The sequence below is a fragment of the Bradyrhizobium sp. dw_78 genome (assembly GCF_018449525.1).
Classification (GTDB): Bacteria; Pseudomonadota; Alphaproteobacteria; order Rhizobiales; family Xanthobacteraceae; genus Bradyrhizobium.
Window position 1 is genome coordinate 214,279 of sequence record NZ_JAAVUS010000007.1, and the last position, 25,010, is coordinate 239,288.

Here is a 25,010-nt window from a genome sequence, read left to right on the forward strand (position 1 = left end):
CCAGAGCACTCTCCCGCTCGGCTCCCAATCGTTTTGATCTTGCAATCGAATTTGAGACAACTCTGATTTCCGTACCACCGAGACGTTCGGCGCTCCCGGTTCCAAGGCTCGTTCGAAAAACCGGCAAAATTCTCGATCGGCGGGAATAATTCTTTTTTCATCGCGATCTTGCGACCGACGGACCCCACAGGACCGGTGCAAGTTGCAAGTGGAGAACATGGGTTGACGAACATGGGCTGTCGCGCGGCCGACGCAGATTTGTTTTAAATCGTTTTCACCTTGAGCGCGCCTTCCTTGATTTGTGCTTGTCCTTTGAACGGGGATGCCAGGCCATGACAATGAAGCCACCACTCGATGCCACGGGCGCCGGCGACAATCACTTCGATATGGATGAATCAAAAAGAGCGCCGCTTGTGACGCAGCTCACAAGCAAATTCTCTGCAATCCATTATCTTGGCCTACGTGAGCTTTGCTTATCCGGCCGCGCGCCGACCTCAATCGAGGGAAAGCTCAACGATCAGGAGAGTTGCGACCTGCCGCCATTTCCTGGCGAGTCATGGTTCGGCGGATAACCGTAGCGCATTCAACAAGAAAAACCGGGGAGGCAAGATCGAACGGCGTCAACAAAACGAAGAGGTTCGTCGTGTGGATTGATCTTTCAGGCTATCTCGCTTCTTCGCTTATGTTTCTGACTTTTTATATGAGAAGCATGGTGCCGCTGCGGCTGATCGCGTTGTGCGGCAATGTGGCCGCCCTGCTCTATGCCGGTCTCCTGCATCTGGCGCTGATTTTCACGTCGCATAGCGCGCTTATTCCGGTGAACCTGTTCAGGCTCCTCGCCGTCTGGCGCAAGCACTACGAACAGAGCCCGCTTCTTCCCTGGCGATAACGCCAGCACGGTGACCGATCGCGAACACCGGTCAACATTGACGGCGAAGCTTCCATCAACGGATGGATCGTGCCGGTCGCTCCAGCCGACGATAAAATAGACGCACGCGACGGACGATTAGCCATCCGGAAAGGCTGCTCCGTCCTTGATGACAAACTTTTAATCTGTCCGCTGGCGCGCAGACCTCCGAAGCATATCCATTTCAACACAAAATCAATATTGGCGGCGCTAGAATAAATCTTTCGCAGCCGAATTAACCATGACCACGACCGCCGAATGCGAGCAACGCGTCGACTACGACGCAACGGCGAAGATGATGGCGGAAGCGTTCGCTGCTCGACAGCCAATACTGCCGGCGCGCCTGCAATGGCTGTACGACCGCTGCTTTTCTTTCGGGACAACGGTGATCGCGCTACGCGACGGACAGCGGAAGGTCGGCCAGATCGCGATGGTCCGTCAGACCATGCTGCTGAACGGCAAACGCGAAACGGCCGCGCAGCTTGTCGACCTTTTCGTCGTTCCCGGCTATCGTGGTAAACAATCGCTTAGGCTGCTCTACGATGAAGTCGAGCGGCAATTCATCAAGCAAGAGATTCGGTTTGCGATCGGCATGCCCAATGCCAGAGCGCTGGGCGTCAATGCGCATTTCTTTGGTTTGCAGCCTTATCTGACGCTGCCGTTCAGCATCGGGACCAGCCGGTCCGGGCCGGCGCCACAGGGCGGCCTTTCGCTGCGGTTCGATCCGCTTCAGCGCGAACAATTGCTGCCGTTGTTGTCGCAGTTCCGGAGCGCCGAGACAGACAACGGGCTGTTATGGAATGAAACGATGCTGTTCGATCGCCTCTTGCGCCCGGCACAGCAGTACGGCATTCACGTTTTCGACAATCTGCTCTTGATATCGTCGCCGCGGCGCTCCAGAGGGATCGCCTATACTTTATTGTGCGGTTTTCTGGTCCGGTCCGGGTGCCATGCGACGCAACGCGAGCTTGATGATGTCGTGCGGTCGGCCTGCCTGATGTGGGGACGCCGCCTATTTGCCTATGTCGGCACCAATGACAAATTGCCCAGGCCTCCCGGCCTGGTGCTGCCCCGGATAATCCGCCCCTCCCCGATGCTGGTGCAACTGCGTGACTTCCAGCCCAACAAACCGCCTCTGCACCTCAACCGTTACGAACTGATCGATTTCGACTACGCCTGAACCGACGGAATATTGAGCGCGACTGAAAGGAGGAGCGCGGCGATGACATCTCATTCTTTGCGTTCCACTGCCAAGCGCTCCATCAAGCATCTGGCGATCACGGCCGGGCTGGAAGCCGTTGCCTTGACCGGCGCGAACCGGTTCGCGCCAGCGGCTGCCGGCCGCGGCGTGATCTTCACGCTCCATCATGTCCGGCCGGAACGCGGCTTCGCCTTCGAGCCGAACAGGCATCTCTCGATCACGCCGGATTTTCTCGACCAGGCATTGACAGCCGCCCGCGAGGCCGGGCTGCATCCGGTGCCCCTCGAGCAATTGCCGGAACGGCTTCGCGACGCATCGGACACGCGCAGGCTGTTTTGCGTAACGCTCGACGATGGGTATCGCGACAACGCGAAATACGCCGCGCCGGTGTTCCGCACGCATGGCGTTCCCTACACCATCTTCGTGACGCCGGGCTTCGTCGAGCGAACCAGGACGATGTGGTGGGAGACAGCCGAGGCATTGACGCGAATTGCGGATTCGTTTCGTTTCGACTTCGGGGGCGGCATGGAGACCGTGCGAATCGCTTCGAGCGGCCAAAAATGGGCTGCATTCGAGCGGCTCGCGGCCTTCGTGCAGCAAGCCGACGAGGACGAGGCCGTCGCCGCGATCGAGCACGCGGCGCGGAACTGCGGCGTTGACGGCCGTCAAATCGTCGATGACGAGATCATGACGGCGGCCGAACTCAGGGAGCTGACCACAAGCGACCCGCTGGCTCGGCTCGGCGCTCACACGCTGACCCACCCCAATCTTGCCCGCGTCGACGCGGAGCGTCTCCGGCACGAACTCCAGCAATCCGCGATCCGGATCGCCGATTATTGCGGCTGTTCCCCAAAGACGCTGGCCTATCCCTATGGGAGCCGGCACGCGGTCGGTCCCCGCGAGGCGTCAGCCGCGCTGGAGAGTGGCTACGTTGCCGCGGTCACGACCCAGCCGGGGGTTCTCGGCCCCGCGAGCCTGGATCATCTAGCCGCACTTCCCCGTGTTTCGCTGAACGGACACTTCCAAAGGAAACGATACGTCCGGGCGCTGGTGTCGGGACTGCCCTTCAGGCTGATGTAGCGCCCGCTACGCTCCGGGCGTCGCACGCCGCTCAGCTTCGGAAAAAGCGTCGAGCTCGGTCTCCAGCGCGTTCTGCCACGACGGCATATCGACGCCGAAAACGTCTCTTAGCCGCGAGAGATCAAGACGGGAGTTCGCCGGACGAGCGGCCTTCGTTGGAAAATCCTTCGTGCCAATCGGCTCAACCTCGTCAGCCCGCAGATCCAAGTCACGCTCCCGCAACCCTTCAATAATTCGGGTGGCAAAACCATGCCAGCTGGTGAACTCCGAATTGGTGAGATGGACCAAGCCTTGAGCCTTTGCAAACCGGGCGCTCAAGTCTCCCCGATCCTCAAACAACAAATTTATGACGGCGCTGGCAACGGAACGAGCGGATGTCGGAGATCCGATCTGATCCGAAACAACGCGCAATTTGCTGCGCTCGCGCGCCAGGCGAATAATGGTCCGGAAGAAATTCGTGCCTTCGGCGGCATATACCCAGGCGATGCGCACGATCAGATGCACGCCTCCGGCATCACGAATGGACGCTTCGCCCGCGAGCTTGCTTTTTCCATAGATTGACAACGGGGCGCATGGATCATCTTCACGCCATGGCGTGGTGCCCGAACCGTCAAACACATAGTCGGTCGAGAAATGCACCAGCGGCACCTGATGTTGTGCCGCCCACCGCGCGATCACCGAAGGCGCTTCGGCGTTGATCCGGAAAGCAAGCTCCGGCTCATCTTCGGCCCGGTCCACGGCCGTGTAGGCAGCCGGGTTCAGAATCAGATCAGGCTCGAATGCATCGAGCGCGCCGTTAAGCGTCTCGGGCCTTGCCAGATCGAATTCCGACCGTCGCGGCGTGAGGAGATATCCTCGTCCATCGAGAAGTGGTTGCAGCGCACCGCCGATCTGACCGGTCGTCCCGCTCAGAAGGATGCGCATCAGACTTGCCCATATACCGGCAGGTTCTTGACGTCAGCAAGAGCCGGCGCCGCCGCGTCTCGCGTAGAGAGCCGCGGGTTCGGCACGCCCCAATCGATCCCGATCATGGGATCGTCCCAGCGCACGACGATTTCGTGTTCGGGTTTATAAAAGCTGTCGCACTTGTAGAAAAAATCCGCAGACTCCGAAAGCACCGCAAAACCGTGGGCGAAACCGCGCGGAACCCACAATTGCCGCTGATTTTCCTCGCTCAATTCGACAGCAACATGACGCCCAAAACCCGGACTGCCCTGACGAACATCCACGGCGACGTCTAATACATGGCCTCGCAAGACACTGACGAGCTTACCTTGGGTGAAAGGGTTCTGAAGGTGTAGTCCGCGCAGCACCCCATAACCGGAGCGGGACAGGTTGTCCTGGACGAAAGGACCGGGGATTCCGACCTCGGCATAACGCTCGGCCTGAAAGCACTCCATAAAGAAGCCGCGGGAATCTCCGAACCGCTGAGGCTCGATGACGATAACTTCGGACAGCTCGGTGGAGACGACCTTCATGGTATCCGGATCACCCGCTCACGGCAATTAACCTGATGCTTCTAACTCTTGTTCTGGGTAAGGTAAATGTCAGCATTTATTGAAATTCGGCAAATTAAAAGGTAAGTGGTTGGTTCAAGGATAGATCTCATGAAGGGCATTATACTTGCGGGCGGAACGGGATCACGTCTTTACCCCGTGACGACGGTCGTTTCCAAACAGCTTCTGCCGGTTTTCGACAAGCCGATGATTTATTATCCGCTGTCGACGCTGATGTTGGGCGGGATCCGGGATATTCTTATTATTTCCACGCCACAGGATCGCCCGTTATTTGAACGGCTGCTCGGCGACGGCTCTGAAATCGGCCTGAGCTTTTCTTACGCGACCCAGGAGAGCCCGCGGGGGCTCGCCGATGCATTTATCGTCGGCCGGGAGTTCGTCGGAAGCGGCTCCGTGACGTTGATCCTGGGAGACAACATCTTCTATGGCCACGGATTGCCCGAGATGCTGGTGAAAGCCGCCTCGCGCAAGAGCGGCGCCACCGTATTCGGCTATGCCGTCAGCGCGCCGGAGCAATATGGCGTCGTTGAATTCGATCAGCACGGCCACGCCGTTTCCATCGAGGAAAAGCCGGCGCAACCGAAGTCCAACGTCGCCGTGACCGGTCTTTACTTCTACGACAATGACGTGGTCGAGATCGCAGCCAACCTCAAGCCATCCGCTCGAGGTGAGATCGAGATCACCGACATCAACAAAGCCTATTTGGAACGCGGCGACCTGTTCGTCGAGGTTCTTGGCCGCGGCTTCGCCTGGCTCGACACCGGAACGCATTCCTCGCTGGTCGAGGCCAGCCACTTCGTCCAGATTCTGGAGCAGCGCCAGGGCCTGCGCATCTCCTGCCCGGAAGAGATCGCACTGCGCCAAGGCTACATTTCGCTCGAAGCCTTTGATAGGGTGGCTCGAAAGACAGCCAAGAGCAGTTATGGCGAATATCTATTGTCCGTTTCCCGTTCTTTTAAAAGTTAGGCACGCTGCGCGAAGGCAGGCAATCGATGCGCTTTAAGGGCTCCACGATTTTTGTGACCGGAGGAGCGGGCTTCATCGGCTCCGCCGTGGTACGGCATCTGCTGCGCGACACGCATGCGCGCGTGGTCAATATCGACAAGCTGACCTACGCCGCCAATCTGAACTCCCTGCCCGATGCCGTCGGCAACCCACATTATGCCTTCGAACAGACTTGCATCCGCGAAGGATCTGCACTGCGCAAGCTATTCGACAAATACCAGCCCGACGCCGTGATGAATCTGGCCGCCGAGAGTCATGTCGATCGATCGATCGATGGCCCCGGCGAATTCATTCAAACCAACATCGTCGGCACGTTCATGCTGCTCCAGGAATCGCTCCGCCATTGGACAGGACTTTCGGCGGAGAAGCGTGCTCAATTTCGTTTCCTGCATATCTCGACCGACGAGGTTTTCGGCTCGCTCGGTGATGAAGGCTTCTTTACCGAGACAACGGCATATGCGCCAAACTCGCCTTATTCCGCGAGCAAGGCCTCCTCGGATCACCTGGTTCGCGCCTGGCGGGAAACTTACGGGCTTCCGACATTGGTCACGAATTGCTCCAACAATTACGGCCCGTATCAATTTCCGGAAAAACTAATTCCGCACGTGATCATCAAGGGCCTCGCTGACGAGCCACTGCCGGTTTATGGCGATGGTCAAAACATCCGCGACTGGCTCTATGTCGAGGATCATGCCAAGGCGCTGACACTGGTGCTCGAAAACGGCTTGGTGGGAGAGACCTACAACGTTGGGGGCCGTAACGAGCGGACGAACCTTCATGTCGTTGAAGGGATTTGCGATCTCCTGGACGAATTTTCCCCGAGCCCCGCTGGTCCACGGCGAAATCTGATTTCGTTCGTCGCCGACCGTCCAGGTCATGACCGCCGCTACGCGATCGATGCTTCCAAAGTGGAGCGCGAATTAGGCTGGCAAGCCCAGGAACATTTCGAAAGTGGCATCGAGAAAACGGTTCGCTGGTATCTGGACCACCAGCCTTGGTGGAGAGAAATCCTCAACGGCGGCTATGCAGCCGCCCGGGTGGGACTCAACCGATAGCTCACCTGTAGCGATATACCTGCTTAAGATCGAACCAACACCGCGACGGAATGAGCCCCAGCTGCCATGGAGTGCTGGCGCAACAATACACTGCGGTGCGCCCTTGGAACCTTCACATCGGTTAATTCACAGGCAAGCTAAACGTAAGGTCCCTTATGTAAAGGGGCGCTAGCTTTTCACACCGCCCATGGTCACACAGCTGGGCCTGCTGTGAAAGTATCTCAAACAATCCTTCCGCGCTTATGCCACGCGAAGGTTGACCGCAGACTTATTCCGATAGGCTGCGAAACCAATCGCCAGAAACCCGAGAACCATCATTACCCAAGTCCTGGCTTCGGGAACGGCAGTAACGACCACATTATCCAGAAGATTTCCGATGTTATTATTGCCGCCGGCAAGATCGGTAAAACTCAACTGTCCCGGCGCTGTGGTCGTAAAGGAATAGTCATAGGTCTCTAATCCTTCCAATGGGCCCAAAGTAATTGACTGCGTCACGCCGCCAATAGAAAATGAAATTTGCGTCGTTTTTGACGTCGAATCAAGATTACCGTTACCACCTTGGCTTCCAGCCAAATCGAATTGTACAATGTAGGTGCCCGGAGCAAATGTCATCTTCGTCGTGAGCTGGCCGGGGACACCTGTCGATCCATCGAGATCGACGTAATTGCCATTGCCGGCCGGCAGCAACGCATAGCTTCCTCCATCGCCGATCACATCGACCGAGCCCGACGTCACCGTCCAGTTGGTGAATACCGTCTGATTGAGCGCCTGCGTTGTCGTAGTGTTGAAATTATCCGAAAAAACCATCTCCGCCTGCGAAGGACTTGCGGAAGCTAAAATCCCTACCGCAACTAGGCTCGCAGCTAGAAATTTCTTCATTTCAATCACCCTGCGTTCAAAAGAAAATCTGTTATCGCGCTTGTTCCCCAAATATCACACCCACAACCTTGTCCGGGGCAGCATCTCCTATTTCAAATCAGGAGAAGCGAGCGAGACCATGCATAAATATGACGAATAAACATCAGTTAAATACACTAACACGAATGGAGTTTAAGTTAAATCTACATTACTGTCAATGTCGATCGGTTCCATTATTGCCAGACTGAACTTCACCCCCGGTAAATGAAAACGCGCTTTTATATCCAGCCAGATCAAGATCCATTTCCGCGCCGATAGCATTTTCGAGCGAAGCTGCTTCCAGTTCGCGTGAAGAAAACGCGTCAAAATAGCGGAGCCGCGATTCCGATCCCATCAGAGCCAAGGGCTTTAAGTTCGTGAACAGCGGGCTCGGGCACCTCGCCCTGTCCGAGTAATCTCCGCGGGGCCCGCCTCCCGCTGCGTATGCCCCGCCACAGGGGCGCGACTCCAGAGCCGATGGCCTATCCCCGCTCACCACGCCCGGATCGAGCAGCATCTGCAATGATAGACTCCGAAACCGAAGACCTTCTCCATTGCTCAAGGAGCCTCATGAGCACTACAGCAAGGAAAATCCCCGCAACCCCGCCTGCGAACTTCTCCATCGCATCGGAAATTCGCGCATGACGATCCGGAATTAACGTCTGGAGTAATTCAAGCAGCAAGGCACTCCCTAGGACCAGCAAACAAACCATCGGTAAACGGCGAGGATGGGCCAGACAAAATAGCAGTCCCAACATCGCATACGCGCCAAATCGTTCGAAAAGAACGACCGGCCAAGGTTCTCCGACCGTCAGCTCCGGCCGTTCGCCAGCAGACGAAAATGTCGCATAAACGATAAACAACAGGCAGGCCCAGGCGGCGACGGAAATAAATTTCTGCTGCATGGCGCCGTATTATGGAAACATCGGATGGAATTCAATTCAATAAAGGACCGCCCGAAACAGCCTCTCTATGACGCCAGTTCTTGACGCCGGTAACGAACGCCCGGAGCCGCCGAAGGCGCTCATCGGCCTTGCTCCCATCGGCATGATATTGGCTTTGGGCATCGCATTTCCGGCCAAATAGCGCCACAAGCAACATGGAAGGGCGGAATTACAAGGTCTATTTGATGTTGTCAGTATCCGCCGCAAGCTCGCATGTGTCGTTTGAACCGCGGCCGGACAGATGGGCCGTCTGGTTATTTTTCGACATTCCCAATGCGACTTGAGCGGCAAGCGCATTTTCTGCCATTTGTGGTGGAGTGGCTGTCGCCAAATATTCGGCTTCGCGCAACAAGCGAAGATGCTGCCGCGAGAACTCTGCGAGGGTGATCCGCCGGAACAACTCGCTCATGTGATGCTCTGGACTCGCATCCCTGCGGATAACTGATGAGGTCTGGAAGCGAACCGACCCTGGCTGTCAGAAGATATCTGACGCCCGGACTCTTTAATGCTCAGCGGGCATTCCGCCAAGTTTCGGCTTCGGACAATTGCGCCCGGAGACGCTGTAACTCCACATATTGCTGCGCGATACTGGCCGCCGCAAATTTCTTACGGGTTTTCTTTTGTTTCTTCGGTTTTTGACGGAGAGCCGCCGCTCGGTAATTGACCTTCATTAAACGCCCCTGCCCACGCCTGACCGTTTAAGCAAACAGTGTGCCAGCTGTGGATGATAATGCCAACGCAAACTTCGACAAAGCGCCGGTCGGATTTCGTCTACCGAGGTTAGATAACGGCTACATGACTTTCCCGCGGGCGCGAAATCGCCCGATGGAAGACTATTTCAGTTTTGCCCGATCCGTCCGCACCCACTGGGCCGCGGTCCTGCCCCGCAACAGCAGCCCATAGATCCCAAATTTTTGGAGGATCGAGGCGCCCAGCGACCTGCCAATGCGGGCCGGTAAAATGGTGCGACCGAATTTCAGCCAGGCCAGCAGAACGGCCAGCGTAAAGGCCGCCAGATTCAGCGATGCAAGGACCATGGGTAGCATGGGCATGCCCAGCAACACCGCGAATGAAGTCACGGCAAACATCCCCATGGTCAGAAGCCCCAGCAACGACAACGGGGGGACCAGTAGATCAAGCACGAGCACCAGAAGAGCCGGATTTCGCCGGACGAGTGCCAGAAGCAGCAAACGGGGGACGGATCGCAATATCATCCCGAGATGGCCCTGCACCCAGCGCTGGCGCTGGCTCTCGGTGCCGCTCACCGTCGTGGGGAAGTGGCTTGTCACCGCGACGAACGGAAAAAAGTAGGGCGGCTTGCCGGCTGCGGCTAGATCCAGCCCCAGCCGCAGATCTTCCACGAGACTGCCACTCGCCAGCGGCGCGGCCTTGATAACGCCCCATGGAAACATCATGCCCGATCCCATCAACTGGACGGGACAATTGAAGGATCGAAGCCCAAGGGGCCGAACCAGATTTTTCAAGATCCAGGCGAATTCCGCGATGCTGTGGTTCACCGGAGAATTTTCCGTACCCGTCATCGCGTAAAATGCCTGAACGGGTTGATCCACCTGCTGGCAGACATCCCTTAACTTCTTCACCAGCCCGGATTGAATCCGGCAATCCGCATCAACGAACAAAACAAAGTCGGGCGGATCATCGTTTAAATGAGTGACGGCCCAGGCTATGGCGTAGCCCTTGCCGATCTTTTGGAGATCGTCCCGCACGATGACCTCGGCCCCGGCGGCGGCTGCAATGGCACCCGTATCATCCGTGCAATTATCCGCGACCACAATAAGACGGTCCCGAGCGCCCAATTGCGACAAGGCGTCCTGAAGGGTCGGCACGATCCCACTGCTCTCGTTGTGGGCGGGCACCACGACAACGATGCGCCCCGGAGCCTCTGCGCACAGAAGCTCACCGGCCTTTTGTTCGACCGGCCTCAGCCCCCCAATCACCTCGATGAACAGCACGGCAACAGGGATGCTGAGCAACCCAGCAATGACGGCCAATATAAAAATAAACATCAACCAACCAAACAACCGTTCGAGGCAGCCGCGAAAACACCCCTCGCCCGGTCAATCCTGCCCAAAGGGAAGCAACTGATTTTCCGTAGGCTTCATCGATATTCCGCCTGCCCTAAAGCCATTTCATATTTCAAACACAAAGAGATTACAAGGCAGCCAAAGTCGGCAACGATTTGCCACCTTGGCAGGTATCCGGAAATTAATGGGCGCAAATCGCAAATAATATATTTATGTCGGCTCCATGTCATACAGACTAAAGTGCAATAACGTCCAAGACATTGAGCAGCTTTCCACAAAGCTGGCCTTTTTATTTGCCACTGCTATTAAACGGGAACAGTTTTGGGTGTTTGGTGAAGGGAATAAGGCGGCCGATCACGAAACCACAATCGGGGACAAATAGGGCTTCGCAAACCGCCTGTTCGGCCCAGGTGGTGGCTCAAAAAGGGCAAGGTTGCGAGGATTGAGATTCGCCGGCAGTACGCCGTTCAAAGAATGGGTCGCCAGTTGCGGTATCCTCGCTTGGTTAACCTTCAGCTTGCTCGCCATTCAAAGCGGAGAAGGCCCGCGGGAGGAAACCCGGAACTGGACTTCAGAGACTGCGCAAGCGCCAGGAAGGAAGATCGTCCCGATCCCTCGCATCAATGCCTGCTTCCGGAAGTTGGAAAATGAACACCCGTCGTCAATTTCTGCAGGGGGCCTCTGCAGTTGTAATTCTAGCCGCGTCGCGGACAAATGCCGGGGTGCTACCGGCATCTACCGTCTCGCCAATGGGCAAGGCCCAGGTCAACCTAAACAACCTCAATCCTGAGTCTTACGGATTGGACTTTCCGTTCATCGACTGCGGAAAGATGATGACGTCGTGGCAGCTTTTTGGTTCGGGCGTCAAAACAGATATTTTCTCCCATCTCAATTCGGATGGCTTTCCAACGGGCTTCCCGGCCGGCGGCACAACCTGGCGTTCGCAGACGAAGGGATATCTGACAGCCAGCGATCCGAAGTCCGGCAACTGGATTCTCGATTGGGATGGGAGCGCCACCATCTCGGCGAACATCGGGGGCGGCTCAGGATATCCGGGGATCAAGGCTACCGTTGTCAGGAGCAATTCGAACAGCGTCAGATTTAATATCACGCCGGTCAATTCATCGAACGTCACCTTCTCGGGCTCATGCGCTCCATCCGGTAATAATACCGTCATCACCGTTACGGGTTCGAGGCCGGGCACGGTGTGGACGGGGCAACGTATCAGCGGCGTCGGAATCCCTGCTGACGCTGTTCTAGGCGGCCAGATCGGCGGCACCAACGGCGGAGATGGCACTTACGCGGTCAACAGCTTCTCGAACCCATTCAGCACGGCCAGCACGACCGTTACATTGCATGCCTACGAGCTTGGCGAGGCGTTCGGCGCATTCATCCAGGTCACCGCGGTTGCGGTCGCCCCGACCAGGATCCGGTTCTATCGAGCGGACCAAGCAGCGTTGTTGAATGCTGGACAGATCACCGCCCCGCACTTCATCGCCTTTTATCAAAAGTACGGCTGCCTGCGCTTCATGGATTGGCAATCCACCAACGGCTCAATTACAGCACAGTGGATCAACCGTCCCCAAAAGACGAACTATTCATGGCTCGGCAGCGTCTTAACCGCTTATTGCGGCATCTGTACGCAGGCCGCTGGGACGAACGACTATACGGCGCCTAACACGATTGCAGGGAATCCGTCGGCCTGGACCGATGGGATGCTCGTTCAGGCCGTATTCCCAACCATACCAACCACGGCGAAGGTCACGGGGATGACGAATGCAAATCCCTGCAAGGTCACCGCTCCCGGTCATGGATTCACGACGGGCCAGCACGTCATGTTTCCGAGTGACGGCGGGCTTAACAGTTCGGGAGGAAAGGTCTCCATCGCCAATGCGGTGAATTGGACGAATCCAACCGGCGCTCTCATCCAGTGCGCGCCTGATTTCACCGTGACCACGATCGACGCCAACAACTTTACACTCAATGGTATCGATTCGACTAACTGGGGAACGTATATAAGCGGCGGCATCGTAATGGCTGCAATTCGAGTTGCGACTTCAGGTCTGCCATTGAAGCGTGTAGTCGGCGTAGATTGCCAAAATATATACATCGAATCGGTCAATCGCTTTACCCAAGGCACCGATTTCCCTGGCATGGGTTCGCCCTATAGCTTGGTCTACAACGCCGCCATGGATGCGTTACTACTAACTATCAGCCCAGCCAACGAAAATGGCCAGCTTCTTGGCGTTCCGATAGAGGTCATCACCCAGCTTTGCAATGAATGCAATGTGCCGCCCTGGATATGCATTCCGATCAACGCGACGGATGATTTCTTCCTTCAGGCGGCGACCTACCTCTTCAACAATTTGAATTCCAATCTTCGGGCCCGAATTGAATTGGGAAATGAAATCTGGAATTCGCAATTCTCAGGCAGAAATTTTGCGCAGACGATGGCCGGCCTGCAACTTGGCATCGTCGGCAGCGCGGGCGCCCTCAACACTGACGCTTACTTTCAGTGGCAAGGATGGCGGCACTACAATGCAACGGCTCAGATCGATACAGTTTATTCTGGCGCGATGAACCGCATCTATCGAGTGCTGGCAACCAACGGGAACGCGACCAGTACTTCTCAGACGGCTCTACTTTTTCAGGCGCCCAACGCTGGACTAGGGTCAGGAGCGTACCCCTATCAGCGGGCGGATGCTCTCGCCGTTGCGCCTTACATTGAGCCGAACCGAAACTTATATCCGACGGCGAAGGCCGTTTACCAATTCAAGATTGGCAACACCACCGATGCATTTGCCGCTGCTGATAGTTGGTTGAACGCTACTGCGGCTGGCACTGGCGTATCGCTTTATGATTGGCAGAAAAGCTTCTGTCCTTTCTGGGCGAACACTGCATCTAAATACGGTCTTGAGTTCCATCAGTACGAGGGGGGGTGGGGCGTCTATCCATTCGGGGATCAGCAGCCGACAAGCTACGATCCGGGGACCGGGCCTGTGGCCCTGAGCCAAGCAGACATCACAGCAATGTGGCAGGGATACAAGGCGAGCCCGAATTGGGGCAATCAATACGCCAGTGTCCTAGCCACCTTCAAATCGAACGGCGGAAAATTCGCCAGCAATTATTGGATTACGTCAGCCCTGTGGAATTTTCACAATATGTTCGGTGCCTACGGCCCGAACGTCTTTGGCGTGACGAAACCTTACTACGAGACGAGTCAACCGACGCCGGAGATGGTTGCGTTTGACGCGTACAATAACAGCTAGCAATTTTCGCTCCAGACGAACAAATCTCCCTTCGCGTTTGCGGTTTCAATCTGCGCGAGACAGGAATCGAGATCGGCGGTTTTAGATGTGAGCCACTCGCAATCCATGTTTGAAGCTCGAATGGAGATCGGAGATAGCGACTCAAGATAAGAGAGGCATCTAGCGACGTTACTGATGTCATCGTAATGGTATTCGAAGGATAGAAGTGGAACGGCTTGTGACATACCGCGAAGCACTTCGAGTTCGAATCCCTCGACATCTATTTTTATAAAATACGGCCTTCCATAGCTGCCGATTAATGAATTAATCGTCGTCACCGGGACAGTTCTGGCAGTTTGCTGCCGATCAGATCCGAATACTTTCTTGTCCCAGTCCGGGTTCACGCTCCCGGTCGAGTCTGTACCGTGCGCGTAGAAATTGATCTCTCCCTCTTCAGAGCCAACGGCTTTTGCGACGATTTCGATTTTGCCGTTTCCAGAAAACTCATAGCGAAGGGTGTCGAGACAGCTTTCGTTAGGCTCCACAAGTACGACGCGGCTACCAAGCTCAAGGAACACTTGGCTGCGTTGGCCCAAGTTGGCGCCGATATCGAAACATAATGCTTTTTGGGAGATCATGTCTCCGTAGAATAGAAGCTCGCGCTGGCGCAGCTTCTTTATATTGGGGTTGAATTTTCGGTATATCGATCTTGCAACTGGGAATAGTCCGGCCTGTTGAAGGGTAGTCTTGATCGCATCTCGACTGAACATTCTGGAGCTCCGCACTCAACCATTATCCCACTCGCCTTACTCCTGACAAACGTACTGGGACTATACTCTGAAGCATCCGAAGATCACTAGGGGGGCGATCAACGACAAGAAGCAATCCCCTCTTTCCTCGAGATCCTCCGAGTCAAGATAATGGCTCGAAGTAACGATTTCTAATCTTGCCGCGCCTCTTTAGAAGGGCGACCTTCGATTGATCGAAACTGGAAAACAGGTCTTCAAATTCGTCGATCACTACCCAGCCGGCAAATGAATCTCGACACAGCGTATATTCTAATAATATAGCGCGATTATTTCAATGCACTCTTGACGCGGCGCAGGCGGATAACGATCGGTCGGAGCATTTCGATCCGATCATAAAATCTCAGGTTCGCGATATCGGATCTCGACGATCTCTGATGGCCTAGTGACGGCGAGAACACGTACGTCTTTAATTGTGGATTCTGCGCTCGGATAGTCGAGTAAGCCCCGTCGACGTGCATTGGACCTCCAAGCGGGTGGCCGGGCGGTCGCGATAGCATTGTTTCGAGCCCCTGAATGATCGTCTGTGCGGCATCGCGATGAATCATTACAAAGTGCGTACAAACGATGCCCTCGCTTGGGTCGATCATCGACAGCCCGCTGGCTTTGTCCCCGAGCGTGTGCCCTGGATAGAATATTGCCCATTCCCTCGTAAGGGTCGCTTCATAGGCCTGCTGCCAAAGTTTTTCGAAATCCGGGACGAAATCAAGATCATCCTCCATTAGAACGATGTGCTCGTTGAGCCCCGCTCCACGCTTCAATGCTTCGAGGTGACTGAGGAAACAACCACGCGCCCCAACGGAGGGGAACCCGTCAGCAGTAGTAGGCTTCGTCGCCGCGAGAAACTCAGCTCGCCAACCAATACGATGGAGCTGCGCTTCCATCTCTTTCCGGCGGTCCAGACGTTCCGGCAGATTAATGACATACTTCAAAAATCTATCCATCGTTTCACACCAGCCTTGCCGCCGTGCAAACGCTTAACTCCGCCAGGCACAGCCAGCAGGACATCAACCACACCCTACTCCGAGCTAACGCGTTGCTGTTTGCATGCCTCAGGTCTCCGCTGCGATGCGAATGCACCGCCAAGAGCAGCCAAGAAGCGTCCGATACGGAGCCCTCGCGCGCCCAAGCCAAGCCTCATTAACCCACCATTATCGAGCGTTCACATTGGAGCAAAAGCCGAGGGGCCACTCGCGCTTATTTTTTGCGCCCCTTTCGAAACTTGATCTCTTTGGACGAAGTAAGCATCCTGACGGATAGGTATATGCCAATTGGAAACAGGATCATTGCGAGGATACCAGTCATCGCCATGACATTAGCCCACCCAGCCTTTTTCGGCTAGGCGCTTTTCCTGACGCCTTTCTCGATATAACGTAAATGGTGCTCCGGAAGGTTCGCAGGGCGTTACGTTGCGCAGGGGACGGAGCCTCACTATGACTGCGCGGACTTCAGTCTGAATCACGATTAATCCGGCTTGAGGCCGCCGTGCTGGCTAAGTGTATCAGCGGCAATAAGCTTGGCCGTGTAAGGCATATCGCCAATTAGCTTTAGAGTACAGGAGACCGGCTTGAAAGCTGGAGAATATCGCAAGGACATAGATTCACTGCGGGCCGTTGCGGTGATGATGGTCCTGGTATTTCACTTTGAGCTATTCGGCGCCCAAGGAGCTGGATTTCTTGGGGTCGACATCTTCTTCGTAATCTCTGGCTTTTTGATCACGTCCATCGTCAAGCGCCAATTGGATGACGGAACGTTCGATCTCCGTCAGTTCTATGCCAATCGTATCCGGCGCTTAGCCCCAGCGTTATTTACTGTCATGGCCCTGACACTCTGCATGGGGATGGTTTGGTTGTTACCCCGACAATTGACGGATTTGGGCAAGGAGGCGATGGCGGCACAAACCTATCTGTCAAACTTCTACTACTGGAGGACAATAAATTATTTCGGCCTAAGTGCTAATTCGGCGTTTTTCCTGCACACTTGGTCGCTGGCCGTCGAAGAACAGTACTACCTGCTATATCCGATATTCTTGATCGCGGTTCATCGGATAGCAAAGCGACGCTTTTGGTTGGCCCTTGGCCTAGTGCTGATCGTCTCCTTTCTAATCAACATCTATTTCGTCGACAAAAAGCCGGAAGCGACGTTCTATCTTCTTCCAACCCGGGCGTGGGAGTTTTTGGTTGGAGCGCTAACATCTCGTATTGCGAGCATTTACGTGTCGCAAGCCGAGGCTTCATTGATTTTTCTCACGGGCCTCGCCTTGATCGGAGCAAGCGCCATATTCCTGAACCGTGATCTTCCGCTGCCAGGATATTACGCAGCCATCCCGGTTTTGGGTGCAGCATTTACCCTCTTTGCTGGCGATAAATGCTCTCTTCACATCCTCAGGGCTTTCAATGCCAGCAGCATCCGGTACCTGGGAAAGATTTCTTATAGTCTATACCTTGTTCATTGGCCTGTGGTGGTCTTCGCTCGATCGATGCTCGGGACTGAGGATAACCTGCCCTGGCGAGTGGTGCTATTTCTTAGCTCGATCGGCTTGGCAGTTGTCATTTATCATTTGGTGGAGAATCCAATCAGGAATCGAAAGGCATTTGCTGCTTCAAGGCAACTGGCGAGCGCCTACGGCCTGGGCCTGATCTGCTCTATCCTTTTTTGTGCGGTCATATTAGCAACCGGCGGACTACCTCAGCGTTTTCCCGGGCCGGTAATTGACCTGGCTGCTTATACCGATGACAAGACGCCGCCGCTGACCCAATGCGAATTCAGCCATCAGTCGCTCAACTCGATTACTGACCTGTGCATGATCGGATCAAACACAGCTCCGCGGTGGCTCATCTACGGCGACTCACACGCCTGGGCGGGATATCAGGCATTCGATATCTGGTTGAAAAGAACCAAGCAGTCAGCAGTCTTCATGTTTCAACATTCTTGTCCGCCGCTGCGGGGCGTCCATCTTTATCATGACCAGGATCGGTGCTTTAACTTCAACGAGCAGATATTCAACGTACTTGCGAAGAGCCCGGCAATCAGCAAGGTTCTGCTGGTGTCGATATGGCGCCAGGGAAAGGATGGCATCGCCACATCAAAGGACATCGTGCCTACCCAAGCAAGCGCATCAGTCCTATTCAAGGAAGCATTTCCGAAAACCGTCGCTGATTTGAAGGCGCTCGGTAAAGATGTCTATATTTGGGAACCCCTACCAGGCGCGCGTGAAGATGTCCCAATTTTCATGGCTAGAGCAGCGATGATGCATTTGAATCGGGAGCTTGAGTTTAGCCGTGACGAGTACCTGTCGGACTTCTCGTTCTTCTTCGACGTGCTGAATTCACTTCGCACCCAGGTTTCGGGACGACTGTCCTCTTCACGGGCGCTTTGCGGTTCAGGCATCTGTATGGCTTCGCTGGATGGAAAACCACTCTATTTCGATACAAATCACCCGACGGCTTCGTCGGCTGAGTTTTGGGCTGATCTGCTTGTTCGCATGGAAAGAGGGGCGTCGCCCTCGTGATGGGCGTTGGGTCTAGAAGGAAATAGAAAATCTAATCACTGAAGAGTGGATTGGTGAAGAAATTCCATTTGGCAGCTATTAAGCTGTCAATACTCCGACCCGTGTAGAACTTCTCTCGTGTTTGAACAGTGAAGCTGTTAGCCAAAATTCCGAACGAACCCATGGCAGCCGGCGCCAACCTGTTGCATACCTGCATCTAACGAGAAGACGTGACTAACCGTCTAGCCACCGGAGTAATAAAACGAGCCTAACTGTTGAAGCCTGCGATTCATCGCAGCTTCACATCTAGGCACAGGCATTCCGCATGCCCCCCCTTTTAATTCAAGAGATGCGAATGCACTTGTAATTGCCACTCTGGATCAATCAGATCGATTGGCCTTTCTTCGAGGGCAGCATTCATCAAGGCAAACGTGCGCTTTTGCGCGGCTGCGTTCGTCAAATATTTGAGGGCATAGCGCTTGGCCTCCTGGCCATAATATTCGGCCAATTGATTATTATTATAAAGTTTTACGATCGCTTGTCTTGTAGCGGTGGGGTCGTTCAAAGGAACTGCGAGTCCATGATCGCCAGCGATTAGGTAATCGTTCAGCACATCTGCATCCGAGAACACCTGAGCCTTCCCGAGCATCATGGCGCTCACGGCGGTAATGTGGCCCGCGCCCCGTTTCTGGTCCTTCAAAAGAATGATGCTCAGAGCCGCGTTGGCTATAATGGCCAGACAGTCGTCGAAAGGAATGTCGTATAGAATTTCGATCTGATCCGAGCTTTCCAGCCAAGGGTCGGTCACCCGCGATGCCACATAAATCGCCGGGATGGACGTCCCGCGTATAGCTTCGGTCAGCGCGGCAAAATCCCGGTTATTTCGTCCGACCATGCAGACATAGCGCTGATCGAACCGCCCGAGTGAAATGGCGCGACCTTCGCGAAACGTGCGTGGAAGATCATATCCCCAAAGTGCCAGCGCAACTCGATTGGGATCCAGATCATGAACCTGACAAAACAACCGACGTTCGGCGCGCGAATGCACCACGATGATGGAAAGCCGGGAGAAAATCCGATTTATGAGCCGGTTTGCCGAGCGACTTCGGGTGACGAGATAGCGTCGAGAAACGTTAAATCCGATGACCGCCAATTTGGTCGCGGCCGAAGAAACCGAAGCGCGGAGAGCCATCCCAAACGCGGAAAAATATTCCTGAGCGATAACGAGGTCGAAATCTCGGATGTCCTTGCACAGCAGGAAGGCACGAAGCACCTGCAAGTACGATCGGGCCTCTTTGATCCTTCTGGTTTCGACGTAGTTTCCTTTTTCCCGCAGCATATTGATGAAATCGGGATCTGGCGGGACTGCATCGGAAGAAGCTATCGCCAGAAACAAAACTCTCTTCGGAGTACTTGCAGTCATGGAGCCGCCATTTTTCATAAACCAGATCGCGACTACGCGCCAAAATGAAGTACGGGTCGGTATTGATGCCAAATGTTCAAGGCATACGGTGCCGCAAGGCCCGATACGTAACCGACCAGCCAGAATCCAAATGCAGCAAACTCGAGCTTGATGTTGTTCAGACTGTGTTTCCTGTTGAATACAAGGATCAAAAGAATAACCGGACATCTGTGAAAGGCGATACCAATAACCGCCCCGGTAACTCCATATGTGTAGAAAAGCACGGGGACGAGTATGAAGAGCGAGGCGAGCTGGAGGTAGTTCATTGCGGCGACGTAGTTCGGCTTGCCGATGGCAAGATAGGCATTTCCCGTCAGGTTATAGCGGTTGAACAGCAGCCCGAATGAGAGATATTGGAGCATTGCGCCCGCTGGCGCATATCGAGGGTCATACATGATCGACACAATGGATGGGCCGGCACTGAACAGCAAGCCCGCCATCCAAACGAAGCCCGCATCCGTCAACCATCTCATGCGAAAATAAACCGATATGAACCGCCGATGCCCGGAGCGGGCGGCCTCGCTCAACGCGGGAAAAAACAGACTTGTAAAAAGTCGGTTGCCGATTCCTTCGGTAAGCGTCGCCAGGTTTGCGGCAAGTGAATAATTTCCCAGCGCGGCGGGCGAGAGCCACAGGCCAAGAAGGAACCGGTCGCCGTTCATGCTGAATGCCATCGAGGCTGACGATAGGAACGCCCATTTTCCAAAGCGGCGCAGTTCGGCAAGGGCCGCCGGCTCCCAACCAAAGCGATCGGAATCTCCGCTCAACCAGATATGACTAATGATCGTGGTTGCCAGCGCGGAAGCAATAACGCCGCTGACGAATGACCAGACCGAGCCTGTAATGAAACCTACCCCCGCAGCGACGCAAAGACCTACCATCGAGCCAATGATCTCCATAATTGTGAGGTGCTTCATCTCGAGGCGCCGATTGTGAGCAATCGATTTCATCGATTGAAACCCAAGGATTACGGCAGTCAGCGAAGTCGCGACCACGACACCCGGGAGACGCGTATCGGCATACACCGAGTGGGAAGTAATCCAGCCCACAGAATTCGCGACAGCCAAGCCAATCGCAAGCAGAGAGCAAACCAACCAGATGAGCGCGCCGCGCAGGATCTGGACCGTCCACGCTGTCCGAAGGAAGTCACGCTCGGCACCTCGCGAACTCTGAACAATGGCTTGGTGAAGGCCAATGTCAGAAAGAAGGGTAACCATGATTTGTATCGCCGAAGCGATCGCCATAACGCCGAACGCATCCGGCGCAAGAAGACGCGTCATGATGAGGCTGTTCGCCAGTCGAACTACCTGAGAAAGACCATGCGCAACAAGAATCCACCGGCCTGCGCGAAATGCCCGTGCTCTCAGAGATGTTGGCCCCGACAATCTGAATACCCATCTTTGCTACAACTTCGACTAATGCACATTCTGAAGAACGGTCTTCTTTATCTTTTCCTAACGAGGTGATGGCCGGTCAAAGGCCACCTTGGAGGGATTCGACGACCGATCTCCCAGCGGTGTGAACATTGGCTGCATTGAGGTCGTGCGCCTCCTTTGGCGAGCGCTTACACGGAGGGATTCGGCGCGGCCGACCAGAGCCCCCGCAAGCAACCATGTCCAAGGCAGAAGAGCAGAGTTAGGTATCAGCTCGACAAGATTTACGGCAACGATAAGTGACAAGCCTGCCAGCAGCGCCGCCTCCTGTTGGGAAGCGGCGTATCGTGCAGAGGAACCGGCCCGAAATACCGTAATGGCCAGCAACCCGAACTCTGCGATAAAGCCAACAATGCCGTACTGTCCTATCGTTATGACCCAACGGCCGTCAGTAATGCTGTCGTCCCGACCACTCGTCTCGCTATGCAATCGGCTGCGCCCATATCGCCCCCATCCAAAGAGGGGTCTTTCCATTGCGCGGTCGACCAATCGATGTTCATTGTCAAATCTCGTTTGAAGCGAGTCGGCCCTCTCAGGATTAACTGATCTGATCGTCTCGTCTATCAGCTGCGTTGGAATGATATCCAGCGTTCGTGCAGCGGGATAAATCAGCACGACAGCCGCCAAAACTGTGGCAACGCGGAATTGAACCCTGGTTGAGCACAGGCGTATTAAAGGTATGAGAAATAATGCATAGAGGATCGCACCGAAGCTCTTCGTAAGAACAAGCATACTCGTCAGGTAGACTGTAAGGGGACCCGCTTCGACGCCTTTTACCGTCGCGCGAACACGCCAAAGCACACAACTTGCAACCGCGCATGTCATTGCAAAGAATGCAGCAATCAAACCATGGCCCATGAACACGGTCGGACGGAAGGTGCCATCACGCGCTTCTTGATAAAACTCGCCCGGCATGAAGCCATAAATCCAGGCCTGAAGTTGTGGGCTCATACGAATTTCGAACAGCATCGGGAGCGAGTAAAGCAAGCCGGCAACAGCGAAGCAGCGAAAGATCTGCTCGGTGCTTCGCTCCGTCGTCAAAATGCTTCGTCCCAGAACAAATGGAATCACGACGACGCATTGGCTGATGACGGACGATAGGCCGTCATAAAGCCCTACGGATGGCAATACTCCATTGGGCAACGGAATTACGTCACCATTCAGCATCGCCGTAATCAGAGGGCTCAGCACAAACACGAACAACAGAACATCGACCAATCCTGGTCGCCAAGGATTGGCCGACTTGAGTCGGCCGCTCAGGATACAAGCCAGCAGCACCGCCAAACTGGGGAGCGAGGCCTTATCCAGTTGTGGGATCATCGACAGCTTTAATGCTGAGCCGGCGGGGAGCAAAAGCTGTCCGCCCAGTACGGCCCATAACAGAGCTTGGCTAACCTCGGTTCTCGTCAACAGGACAAAAACAACGACAGGCCAGGAAAAAAGCGCGGCTACAGCGAACCAATTTCCTTCCATCGGCAAGTCTAACTCTAAGTGTTGACGGCTATTTTGAACAGCAGCGCCCGCGTCTAATCGAGATATTCAATAATTCTTGGCCGTTGGAAAGACCAATTTACATCCTTCTAGCGCAAAGACCGATTTGCCAAGGTATGGCTCATTTTACCTTCGATCGAGATTAAGTGGCTCGTTATCGAAAAATCTGCAAACTCCGCATATTGTTAGTGGGAGCGGGTTCATATTACTAGTCGATAGGCAAACAGACCTACGCGAGATTTATAGAGTAAAGAGGGTAAAATGAGCTTCGGAGTCTTAACCCTTGCAACTATGGATGACTATCTGAAGGCGATCGGCTTGGCTCTTTCGCTTCGGGTTTCAAATTCTGACGTCCCCCTCGCGGTGGCATGCTCGCCGAAGGTGCGCCCTTACGTTGCGCCTTATTTCGACCTATGCGTGGACGAAGATCCGGAGCTTAAAGGCTTTGTCCATAAAATTCATTTGGATCGGTATTCGCCCTTTGACGAAACGTTTTTCTTCGATTCGGACGTTTTCATCTTTCGACCTTTGAAAGGATTATTAAACGATTGGCGTACGCAATCCTACTCCGCCTGCGGGAAATACACGACGGATGGAATCAGCCCATTCGGACTCGATACGGAGGCAGTCCTTAGGAAAATCGGCCGGAAAGCCCTCGTCCAAATAGACGGTGCCGGACATGCTTACTTTCGCAAGCCCGAATGTGTGGCAATTTTCGATCTCGCTAGAACGATTGCTGCAGACTACAGGAATTACGCCGGGAACATCAAGTTTGCGGATGAAGATGTCATGAATATTACAATGACTTTACTCGATCTCCGACCGATGCCGCATTTTGATTTTTGGTCGCGGCCTTTGAGTGCAAGAGGAAAAATCGATATCGACGCCACGAACGGGAAATGTGCATTTGAACTTATGGACACTGGTCAGAAGCAGGAACCTGTTATGATGCACTTCGCCGCAAATGAGGCCGCGTTTCTCTATGTCAAGCAATTAAGGCGATTGTTTAATAAGTTTGGGGTGCCTGCCCGCGGCCTAACCGAGGTCGCGCTGAAGGACTTCTATCTTCGAGAGATGAAATGGCCGATAAAAGCCAGGGTTGACATTTTTAAAGCGTGGTTGTCAGAGCAACGCTATTTCTCGCGGTAGTCGGCTTCGGTCGTTGTTGTTGTATCGCAGCTTTTAATTTTGCGCGGGAGTTCAGAGCTTGATGTTGGCCGGATATGATAGTCTCGTGAATAATCTCTGCAATTTTAAGGCTTCGTCATCGGAATCGTGGTAGTATTTAACTCGATGGTGAGCAGCTTGCCCTAACATGGATAATTCATTGTCTGACGCGATGATACAATTCTGAATGGTGTCGACAAGAGATTGAACGTCCCCCGCCGGAACTAACCATCCGTGCTCACCGGGTATAACAAGCTCCGGAATACCCGCGACAAATGTACTGATCACCGGCCTGCGCAGCGCCATCGCTTCCATGATCACGACCGGCAAGCCTTCGGCAAAACTGGGCAGCACTAATACTCGCGCCGCCAACAGTTCCTCGCGGACCTGATCGTTGCTAATCCAGCCGGTGATGCGGACCCTGGAGGTGAGCTTGTGCTGCTCGATAAACGCTTCCGCTTCACGGCGCATTTCGCCATCGCCGGCGAGCACCAGTTCGAAATCGACGCCCTTGGCGGCAAGGATTCGCGCGGCCTCAAGTAACAGCAACTGACCTTTTTGCTCGCAAATCCGCCCGACGCAGACCAGCCGCCGTGCCGAGAGCGGCCGATCAGGCACATCATCGAAAAACTTGCGATCCAGACCACAGCGTACCACGTGGATCCTGGGCCAGTAGCGATGATCCACCAGCCTATAGAGCTGGCTTCGGCCATAAGAGCTGATCGCCACCACGAAAGTCGCGCGCCGGATCTTTTCCGCCAGCCCAATGGCGAAGGGCTTGTCGAACTCTTCCGGCCCATGAACGGTAAAGCTCCAGGGCGGTCCTCCCAGTACATGAATCAGCATCGCCACTTCAGCGGAATTGGTGCCGAAATGGGCGTGCAGATGCGTCACGCCTGCGCGTTTCAGCCACAGGAATATGCGGCAGGCTTCCGCGAGATAAATCAGGTGAACGGGCAAAGGGCGGTCGGAACGACGCGCCATCCTGATTTCAAGCGCAAGCGCCCTGAGAAAGCGGATGGGATGCGTCAAACAGAGTTTTAGCGTCGCTAAAACCATAGCAAGCGCGCCGTCGCGCAGCACGTAACGCGTGCGGGTTCGTTCTTCCAGATCATCGACATCCACCAGCGGCTCGTTCCAGCCGCGGATCGAAATCCGCATCACGTCGATGCCAAGACGTTCCAGCGCCTGGATTTCACGGCGGATGAAACTGTGGCTGACCTTCGGATATTGATTGATCAGGTAAGCAATAGGCATCGAAG

Annotated in this window: 23 protein-coding genes; 9 read left to right on the top strand and 14 right to left on the bottom strand. The window is 54.7% G+C overall.

The features are described from left to right. The first annotated feature begins 332 nt into the window (after window positions 1-332). The 4 genes from HB630_RS19185 to HB630_RS19200 all read left to right on the top strand — a co-directional run bounded on the left by HB630_RS19185 (window position 333) and on the right by HB630_RS19200 (window position 3,188). Window positions 333-572: a hypothetical protein gene (locus HB630_RS19185; RefSeq protein WP_213773844.1), complete on the top strand. Its 240-nt coding sequence runs from the start codon at window positions 333-335 to the stop codon at window positions 570-572. A 137-nt stretch (window positions 573-709) separates the two neighbouring features. Further along, a complete protein-coding gene (locus HB630_RS19190) occupies window positions 710-889 on the top strand; it encodes a hypothetical protein (RefSeq protein ID WP_213773845.1) in 180 nt (59 codons plus the stop codon). Between the two features lie 259 nt (window positions 890-1,148). Further along, window positions 1,149-2,087 (top strand): GNAT family N-acetyltransferase, encoded by a 939-nt coding sequence (locus HB630_RS19195; RefSeq protein ID WP_213773846.1) that lies wholly within the window; start codon window positions 1,149-1,151, stop codon window positions 2,085-2,087. A 42-nt stretch (window positions 2,088-2,129) separates the two neighbouring features. After that, the gene (locus tag HB630_RS19200; protein ID WP_213773847.1) at window positions 2,130-3,188 is read left to right on the top strand and encodes a polysaccharide deacetylase family protein; all 1,059 of its coding nucleotides are present in this window, start codon (window positions 2,130-2,132) and stop codon (window positions 3,186-3,188) included. 6 nt (window positions 3,189-3,194) lie between these two features. Here HB630_RS19200 and rfbD read toward each other — a convergent pair whose 3' ends face one another. Both rfbD and rfbC read right to left on the bottom strand, forming a co-directional pair. Next, entirely contained in the window at window positions 3,195-4,112 is a 918-nt protein-coding gene (rfbD, locus tag HB630_RS19205) for a dTDP-4-dehydrorhamnose reductase (RefSeq protein WP_213773848.1), read from the bottom strand. Next, on the bottom strand, window positions 4,112-4,666 hold the full coding sequence (gene rfbC / locus HB630_RS19210) for a dTDP-4-dehydrorhamnose 3,5-epimerase (protein ID WP_213773849.1): 555 nt from the start codon (window positions 4,664-4,666) through the stop codon (window positions 4,112-4,114). The genes rfbD and rfbC overlap by 1 nt, the downstream gene beginning before the upstream one ends. A gap of 129 nt (window positions 4,667-4,795) precedes the next feature. Here rfbC and rfbA point away from each other — a divergent pair, with 129 nt between their 5' ends. After that, window positions 4,796-5,671 (top strand): glucose-1-phosphate thymidylyltransferase RfbA, encoded by an 876-nt coding sequence (gene rfbA / locus HB630_RS19215; RefSeq protein ID WP_213773850.1) that lies wholly within the window; start codon window positions 4,796-4,798, stop codon window positions 5,669-5,671. A gap of 26 nt (window positions 5,672-5,697) precedes the next feature. Then, a complete protein-coding gene (rfbB, locus tag HB630_RS19220) occupies window positions 5,698-6,765 on the top strand; it encodes a dTDP-glucose 4,6-dehydratase (RefSeq protein ID WP_213773851.1) in 1,068 nt (355 codons plus the stop codon). A gap of 240 nt (window positions 6,766-7,005) precedes the next feature. Here rfbB and HB630_RS19225 read toward each other — a convergent pair whose 3' ends face one another. The 6 genes from HB630_RS19225 to HB630_RS19250 all read right to left on the bottom strand — a co-directional run bounded on the left by HB630_RS19225 (window position 7,006) and on the right by HB630_RS19250 (window position 10,633). Continuing rightward, on the bottom strand, window positions 7,006-7,644 hold the full coding sequence (locus HB630_RS19225) for a DUF642 domain-containing protein (RefSeq protein WP_213773852.1): 639 nt from the start codon (window positions 7,642-7,644) through the stop codon (window positions 7,006-7,008). Window positions 7,645-7,837: 193 nt separating this feature from the next. Beyond that, window positions 7,838-8,026 (bottom strand): hypothetical protein, encoded by a 189-nt coding sequence (locus HB630_RS19230; RefSeq protein WP_213773853.1) that lies wholly within the window; start codon window positions 8,024-8,026, stop codon window positions 7,838-7,840. A gap of 118 nt (window positions 8,027-8,144) precedes the next feature. Then, the gene (locus tag HB630_RS19235) at window positions 8,145-8,567 is read right to left on the bottom strand and encodes a VanZ family protein (RefSeq protein WP_213773854.1); all 423 of its coding nucleotides are present in this window, start codon (window positions 8,565-8,567) and stop codon (window positions 8,145-8,147) included. 217 nt (window positions 8,568-8,784) lie between these two features. Further along, on the bottom strand, window positions 8,785-9,015 hold the full coding sequence (locus HB630_RS19240) for a hypothetical protein (RefSeq protein ID WP_213773855.1): 231 nt from the start codon (window positions 9,013-9,015) through the stop codon (window positions 8,785-8,787). Between the two features lie 100 nt (window positions 9,016-9,115). Then, the gene (locus HB630_RS19245) at window positions 9,116-9,277 is read right to left on the bottom strand and encodes a hypothetical protein (protein ID WP_213773856.1); all 162 of its coding nucleotides are present in this window, start codon (window positions 9,275-9,277) and stop codon (window positions 9,116-9,118) included. A gap of 162 nt (window positions 9,278-9,439) precedes the next feature. After that, on the bottom strand, window positions 9,440-10,633 hold the full coding sequence (locus HB630_RS19250; RefSeq protein WP_213773857.1) for a glycosyltransferase family 2 protein: 1,194 nt from the start codon (window positions 10,631-10,633) through the stop codon (window positions 9,440-9,442). Between the two features lie 665 nt (window positions 10,634-11,298). Between HB630_RS19250 and HB630_RS19255 the strand changes: the two genes are divergently transcribed. Next, window positions 11,299-13,920 (top strand): hypothetical protein, encoded by a 2,622-nt coding sequence (locus tag HB630_RS19255; protein WP_213773858.1) that lies wholly within the window; start codon window positions 11,299-11,301, stop codon window positions 13,918-13,920. On the opposite strand, the gene HB630_RS19260 is transcribed toward HB630_RS19255, so the two are convergent. Together HB630_RS19260 and HB630_RS19265 are read right to left on the bottom strand one after the other, a co-directional pair. Next, window positions 13,917-14,669 (bottom strand): FkbM family methyltransferase, encoded by a 753-nt coding sequence (locus tag HB630_RS19260; protein ID WP_213773859.1) that lies wholly within the window; start codon window positions 14,667-14,669, stop codon window positions 13,917-13,919. The genes HB630_RS19255 and HB630_RS19260 overlap by 4 nt on opposite strands. 305 nt (window positions 14,670-14,974) lie before the next feature. Further along, entirely contained in the window at window positions 14,975-15,637 is a 663-nt protein-coding gene (locus HB630_RS19265; protein ID WP_213773860.1) for a glycosyltransferase family 25 protein, read from the bottom strand. Between the two features lie 635 nt (window positions 15,638-16,272). Between HB630_RS19265 and HB630_RS19270 the strand changes: the two genes are divergently transcribed. Beyond that, entirely contained in the window at window positions 16,273-18,216 is a 1,944-nt protein-coding gene (locus tag HB630_RS19270) for an acyltransferase family protein (RefSeq protein ID WP_213773861.1), read from the top strand. 316 nt (window positions 18,217-18,532) lie between these two features. Here the strand turns inward: HB630_RS19270 and HB630_RS19275 are convergent, their stop codons facing one another. The 3 genes from HB630_RS19275 to HB630_RS19285 form a co-directional block, all read right to left on the bottom strand. After that, window positions 18,533-19,618 carry a hypothetical protein gene (locus tag HB630_RS19275; protein WP_213773862.1) on the bottom strand — a complete coding sequence of 362 codons (1,086 nt, stop codon included), beginning with the start codon at window positions 19,616-19,618 and terminating at the stop codon, window positions 18,533-18,535. A gap of 32 nt (window positions 19,619-19,650) precedes the next feature. Then, the gene (locus HB630_RS19280) at window positions 19,651-21,042 is read right to left on the bottom strand and encodes an oligosaccharide flippase family protein (RefSeq protein WP_276571610.1); all 1,392 of its coding nucleotides are present in this window, start codon (window positions 21,040-21,042) and stop codon (window positions 19,651-19,653) included. A gap of 69 nt (window positions 21,043-21,111) precedes the next feature. Next, window positions 21,112-22,569 carry a hypothetical protein gene (locus tag HB630_RS19285; protein ID WP_213773864.1) on the bottom strand — a complete coding sequence of 486 codons (1,458 nt, stop codon included), beginning with the start codon at window positions 22,567-22,569 and terminating at the stop codon, window positions 21,112-21,114. Between the two features lie 273 nt (window positions 22,570-22,842). Here HB630_RS19285 and HB630_RS19290 point away from each other — a divergent pair, with 273 nt between their 5' ends. Further along, entirely contained in the window at window positions 22,843-23,730 is an 888-nt protein-coding gene (locus HB630_RS19290) for a hypothetical protein (RefSeq protein WP_213773865.1), read from the top strand. 51 nt (window positions 23,731-23,781) lie between these two features. Here the strand turns inward: HB630_RS19290 and HB630_RS19295 are convergent, their stop codons facing one another. Beyond that, window positions 23,782-25,005, bottom strand: coding sequence for a glycosyltransferase (locus HB630_RS19295; RefSeq protein WP_213773866.1), 1,224 nt, complete (start codon window positions 25,003-25,005; stop codon window positions 23,782-23,784). Window positions 25,006-25,010 lie beyond the last annotated feature (5 nt).

Coding starts and splice junctions, on each gene's coding strand:
- HB630_RS19185 (WP_213773844.1), top strand. CDS start 333: ATGACAATGAAGCCACCACTCGATGCCACGGGCGCCGGCGACAATCAC.
- HB630_RS19190 (WP_213773845.1), top strand. CDS start 710: ATGGTGCCGCTGCGGCTGATCGCGTTGTGCGGCAATGTGGCCGCCCTG.
- HB630_RS19195 (WP_213773846.1), top strand. CDS start 1,149: ATGACCACGACCGCCGAATGCGAGCAACGCGTCGACTACGACGCAACG.
- HB630_RS19200 (WP_213773847.1), top strand. CDS start 2,130: ATGACATCTCATTCTTTGCGTTCCACTGCCAAGCGCTCCATCAAGCAT.
- rfbD (WP_213773848.1), bottom strand. CDS start 4,112: ATGCGCATCCTTCTGAGCGGGACGACCGGTCAGATCGGCGGTGCGCTG.
- rfbC (WP_213773849.1), bottom strand. CDS start 4,666: ATGAAGGTCGTCTCCACCGAGCTGTCCGAAGTTATCGTCATCGAGCCT.
- rfbA (WP_213773850.1), top strand. CDS start 4,796: ATGAAGGGCATTATACTTGCGGGCGGAACGGGATCACGTCTTTACCCC.
- rfbB (WP_213773851.1), top strand. CDS start 5,698: ATGCGCTTTAAGGGCTCCACGATTTTTGTGACCGGAGGAGCGGGCTTC.
- HB630_RS19225 (WP_213773852.1), bottom strand. CDS start 7,644: ATGAAGAAATTTCTAGCTGCGAGCCTAGTTGCGGTAGGGATTTTAGCT.
- HB630_RS19235 (WP_213773854.1), bottom strand. CDS start 8,567: ATGCAGCAGAAATTTATTTCCGTCGCCGCCTGGGCCTGCCTGTTGTTT.
- HB630_RS19240 (WP_213773855.1), bottom strand. CDS start 9,015: ATGAGCGAGTTGTTCCGGCGGATCACCCTCGCAGAGTTCTCGCGGCAG.
- HB630_RS19245 (WP_213773856.1), bottom strand. CDS start 9,277: ATGAAGGTCAATTACCGAGCGGCGGCTCTCCGTCAAAAACCGAAGAAA.
- HB630_RS19250 (WP_213773857.1), bottom strand. CDS start 10,633: ATGTTTATTTTTATATTGGCCGTCATTGCTGGGTTGCTCAGCATCCCT.
- HB630_RS19255 (WP_213773858.1), top strand. CDS start 11,299: ATGAACACCCGTCGTCAATTTCTGCAGGGGGCCTCTGCAGTTGTAATT.
- HB630_RS19260 (WP_213773859.1), bottom strand. CDS start 14,669: ATGTTCAGTCGAGATGCGATCAAGACTACCCTTCAACAGGCCGGACTA.
- HB630_RS19275 (WP_213773862.1), bottom strand. CDS start 19,618: ATGACTGCAAGTACTCCGAAGAGAGTTTTGTTTCTGGCGATAGCTTCT.
- HB630_RS19290 (WP_213773865.1), top strand. CDS start 22,843: ATGAGCTTCGGAGTCTTAACCCTTGCAACTATGGATGACTATCTGAAG.
- HB630_RS19295 (WP_213773866.1), bottom strand. CDS start 25,005: ATGCCTATTGCTTACCTGATCAATCAATATCCGAAGGTCAGCCACAGT.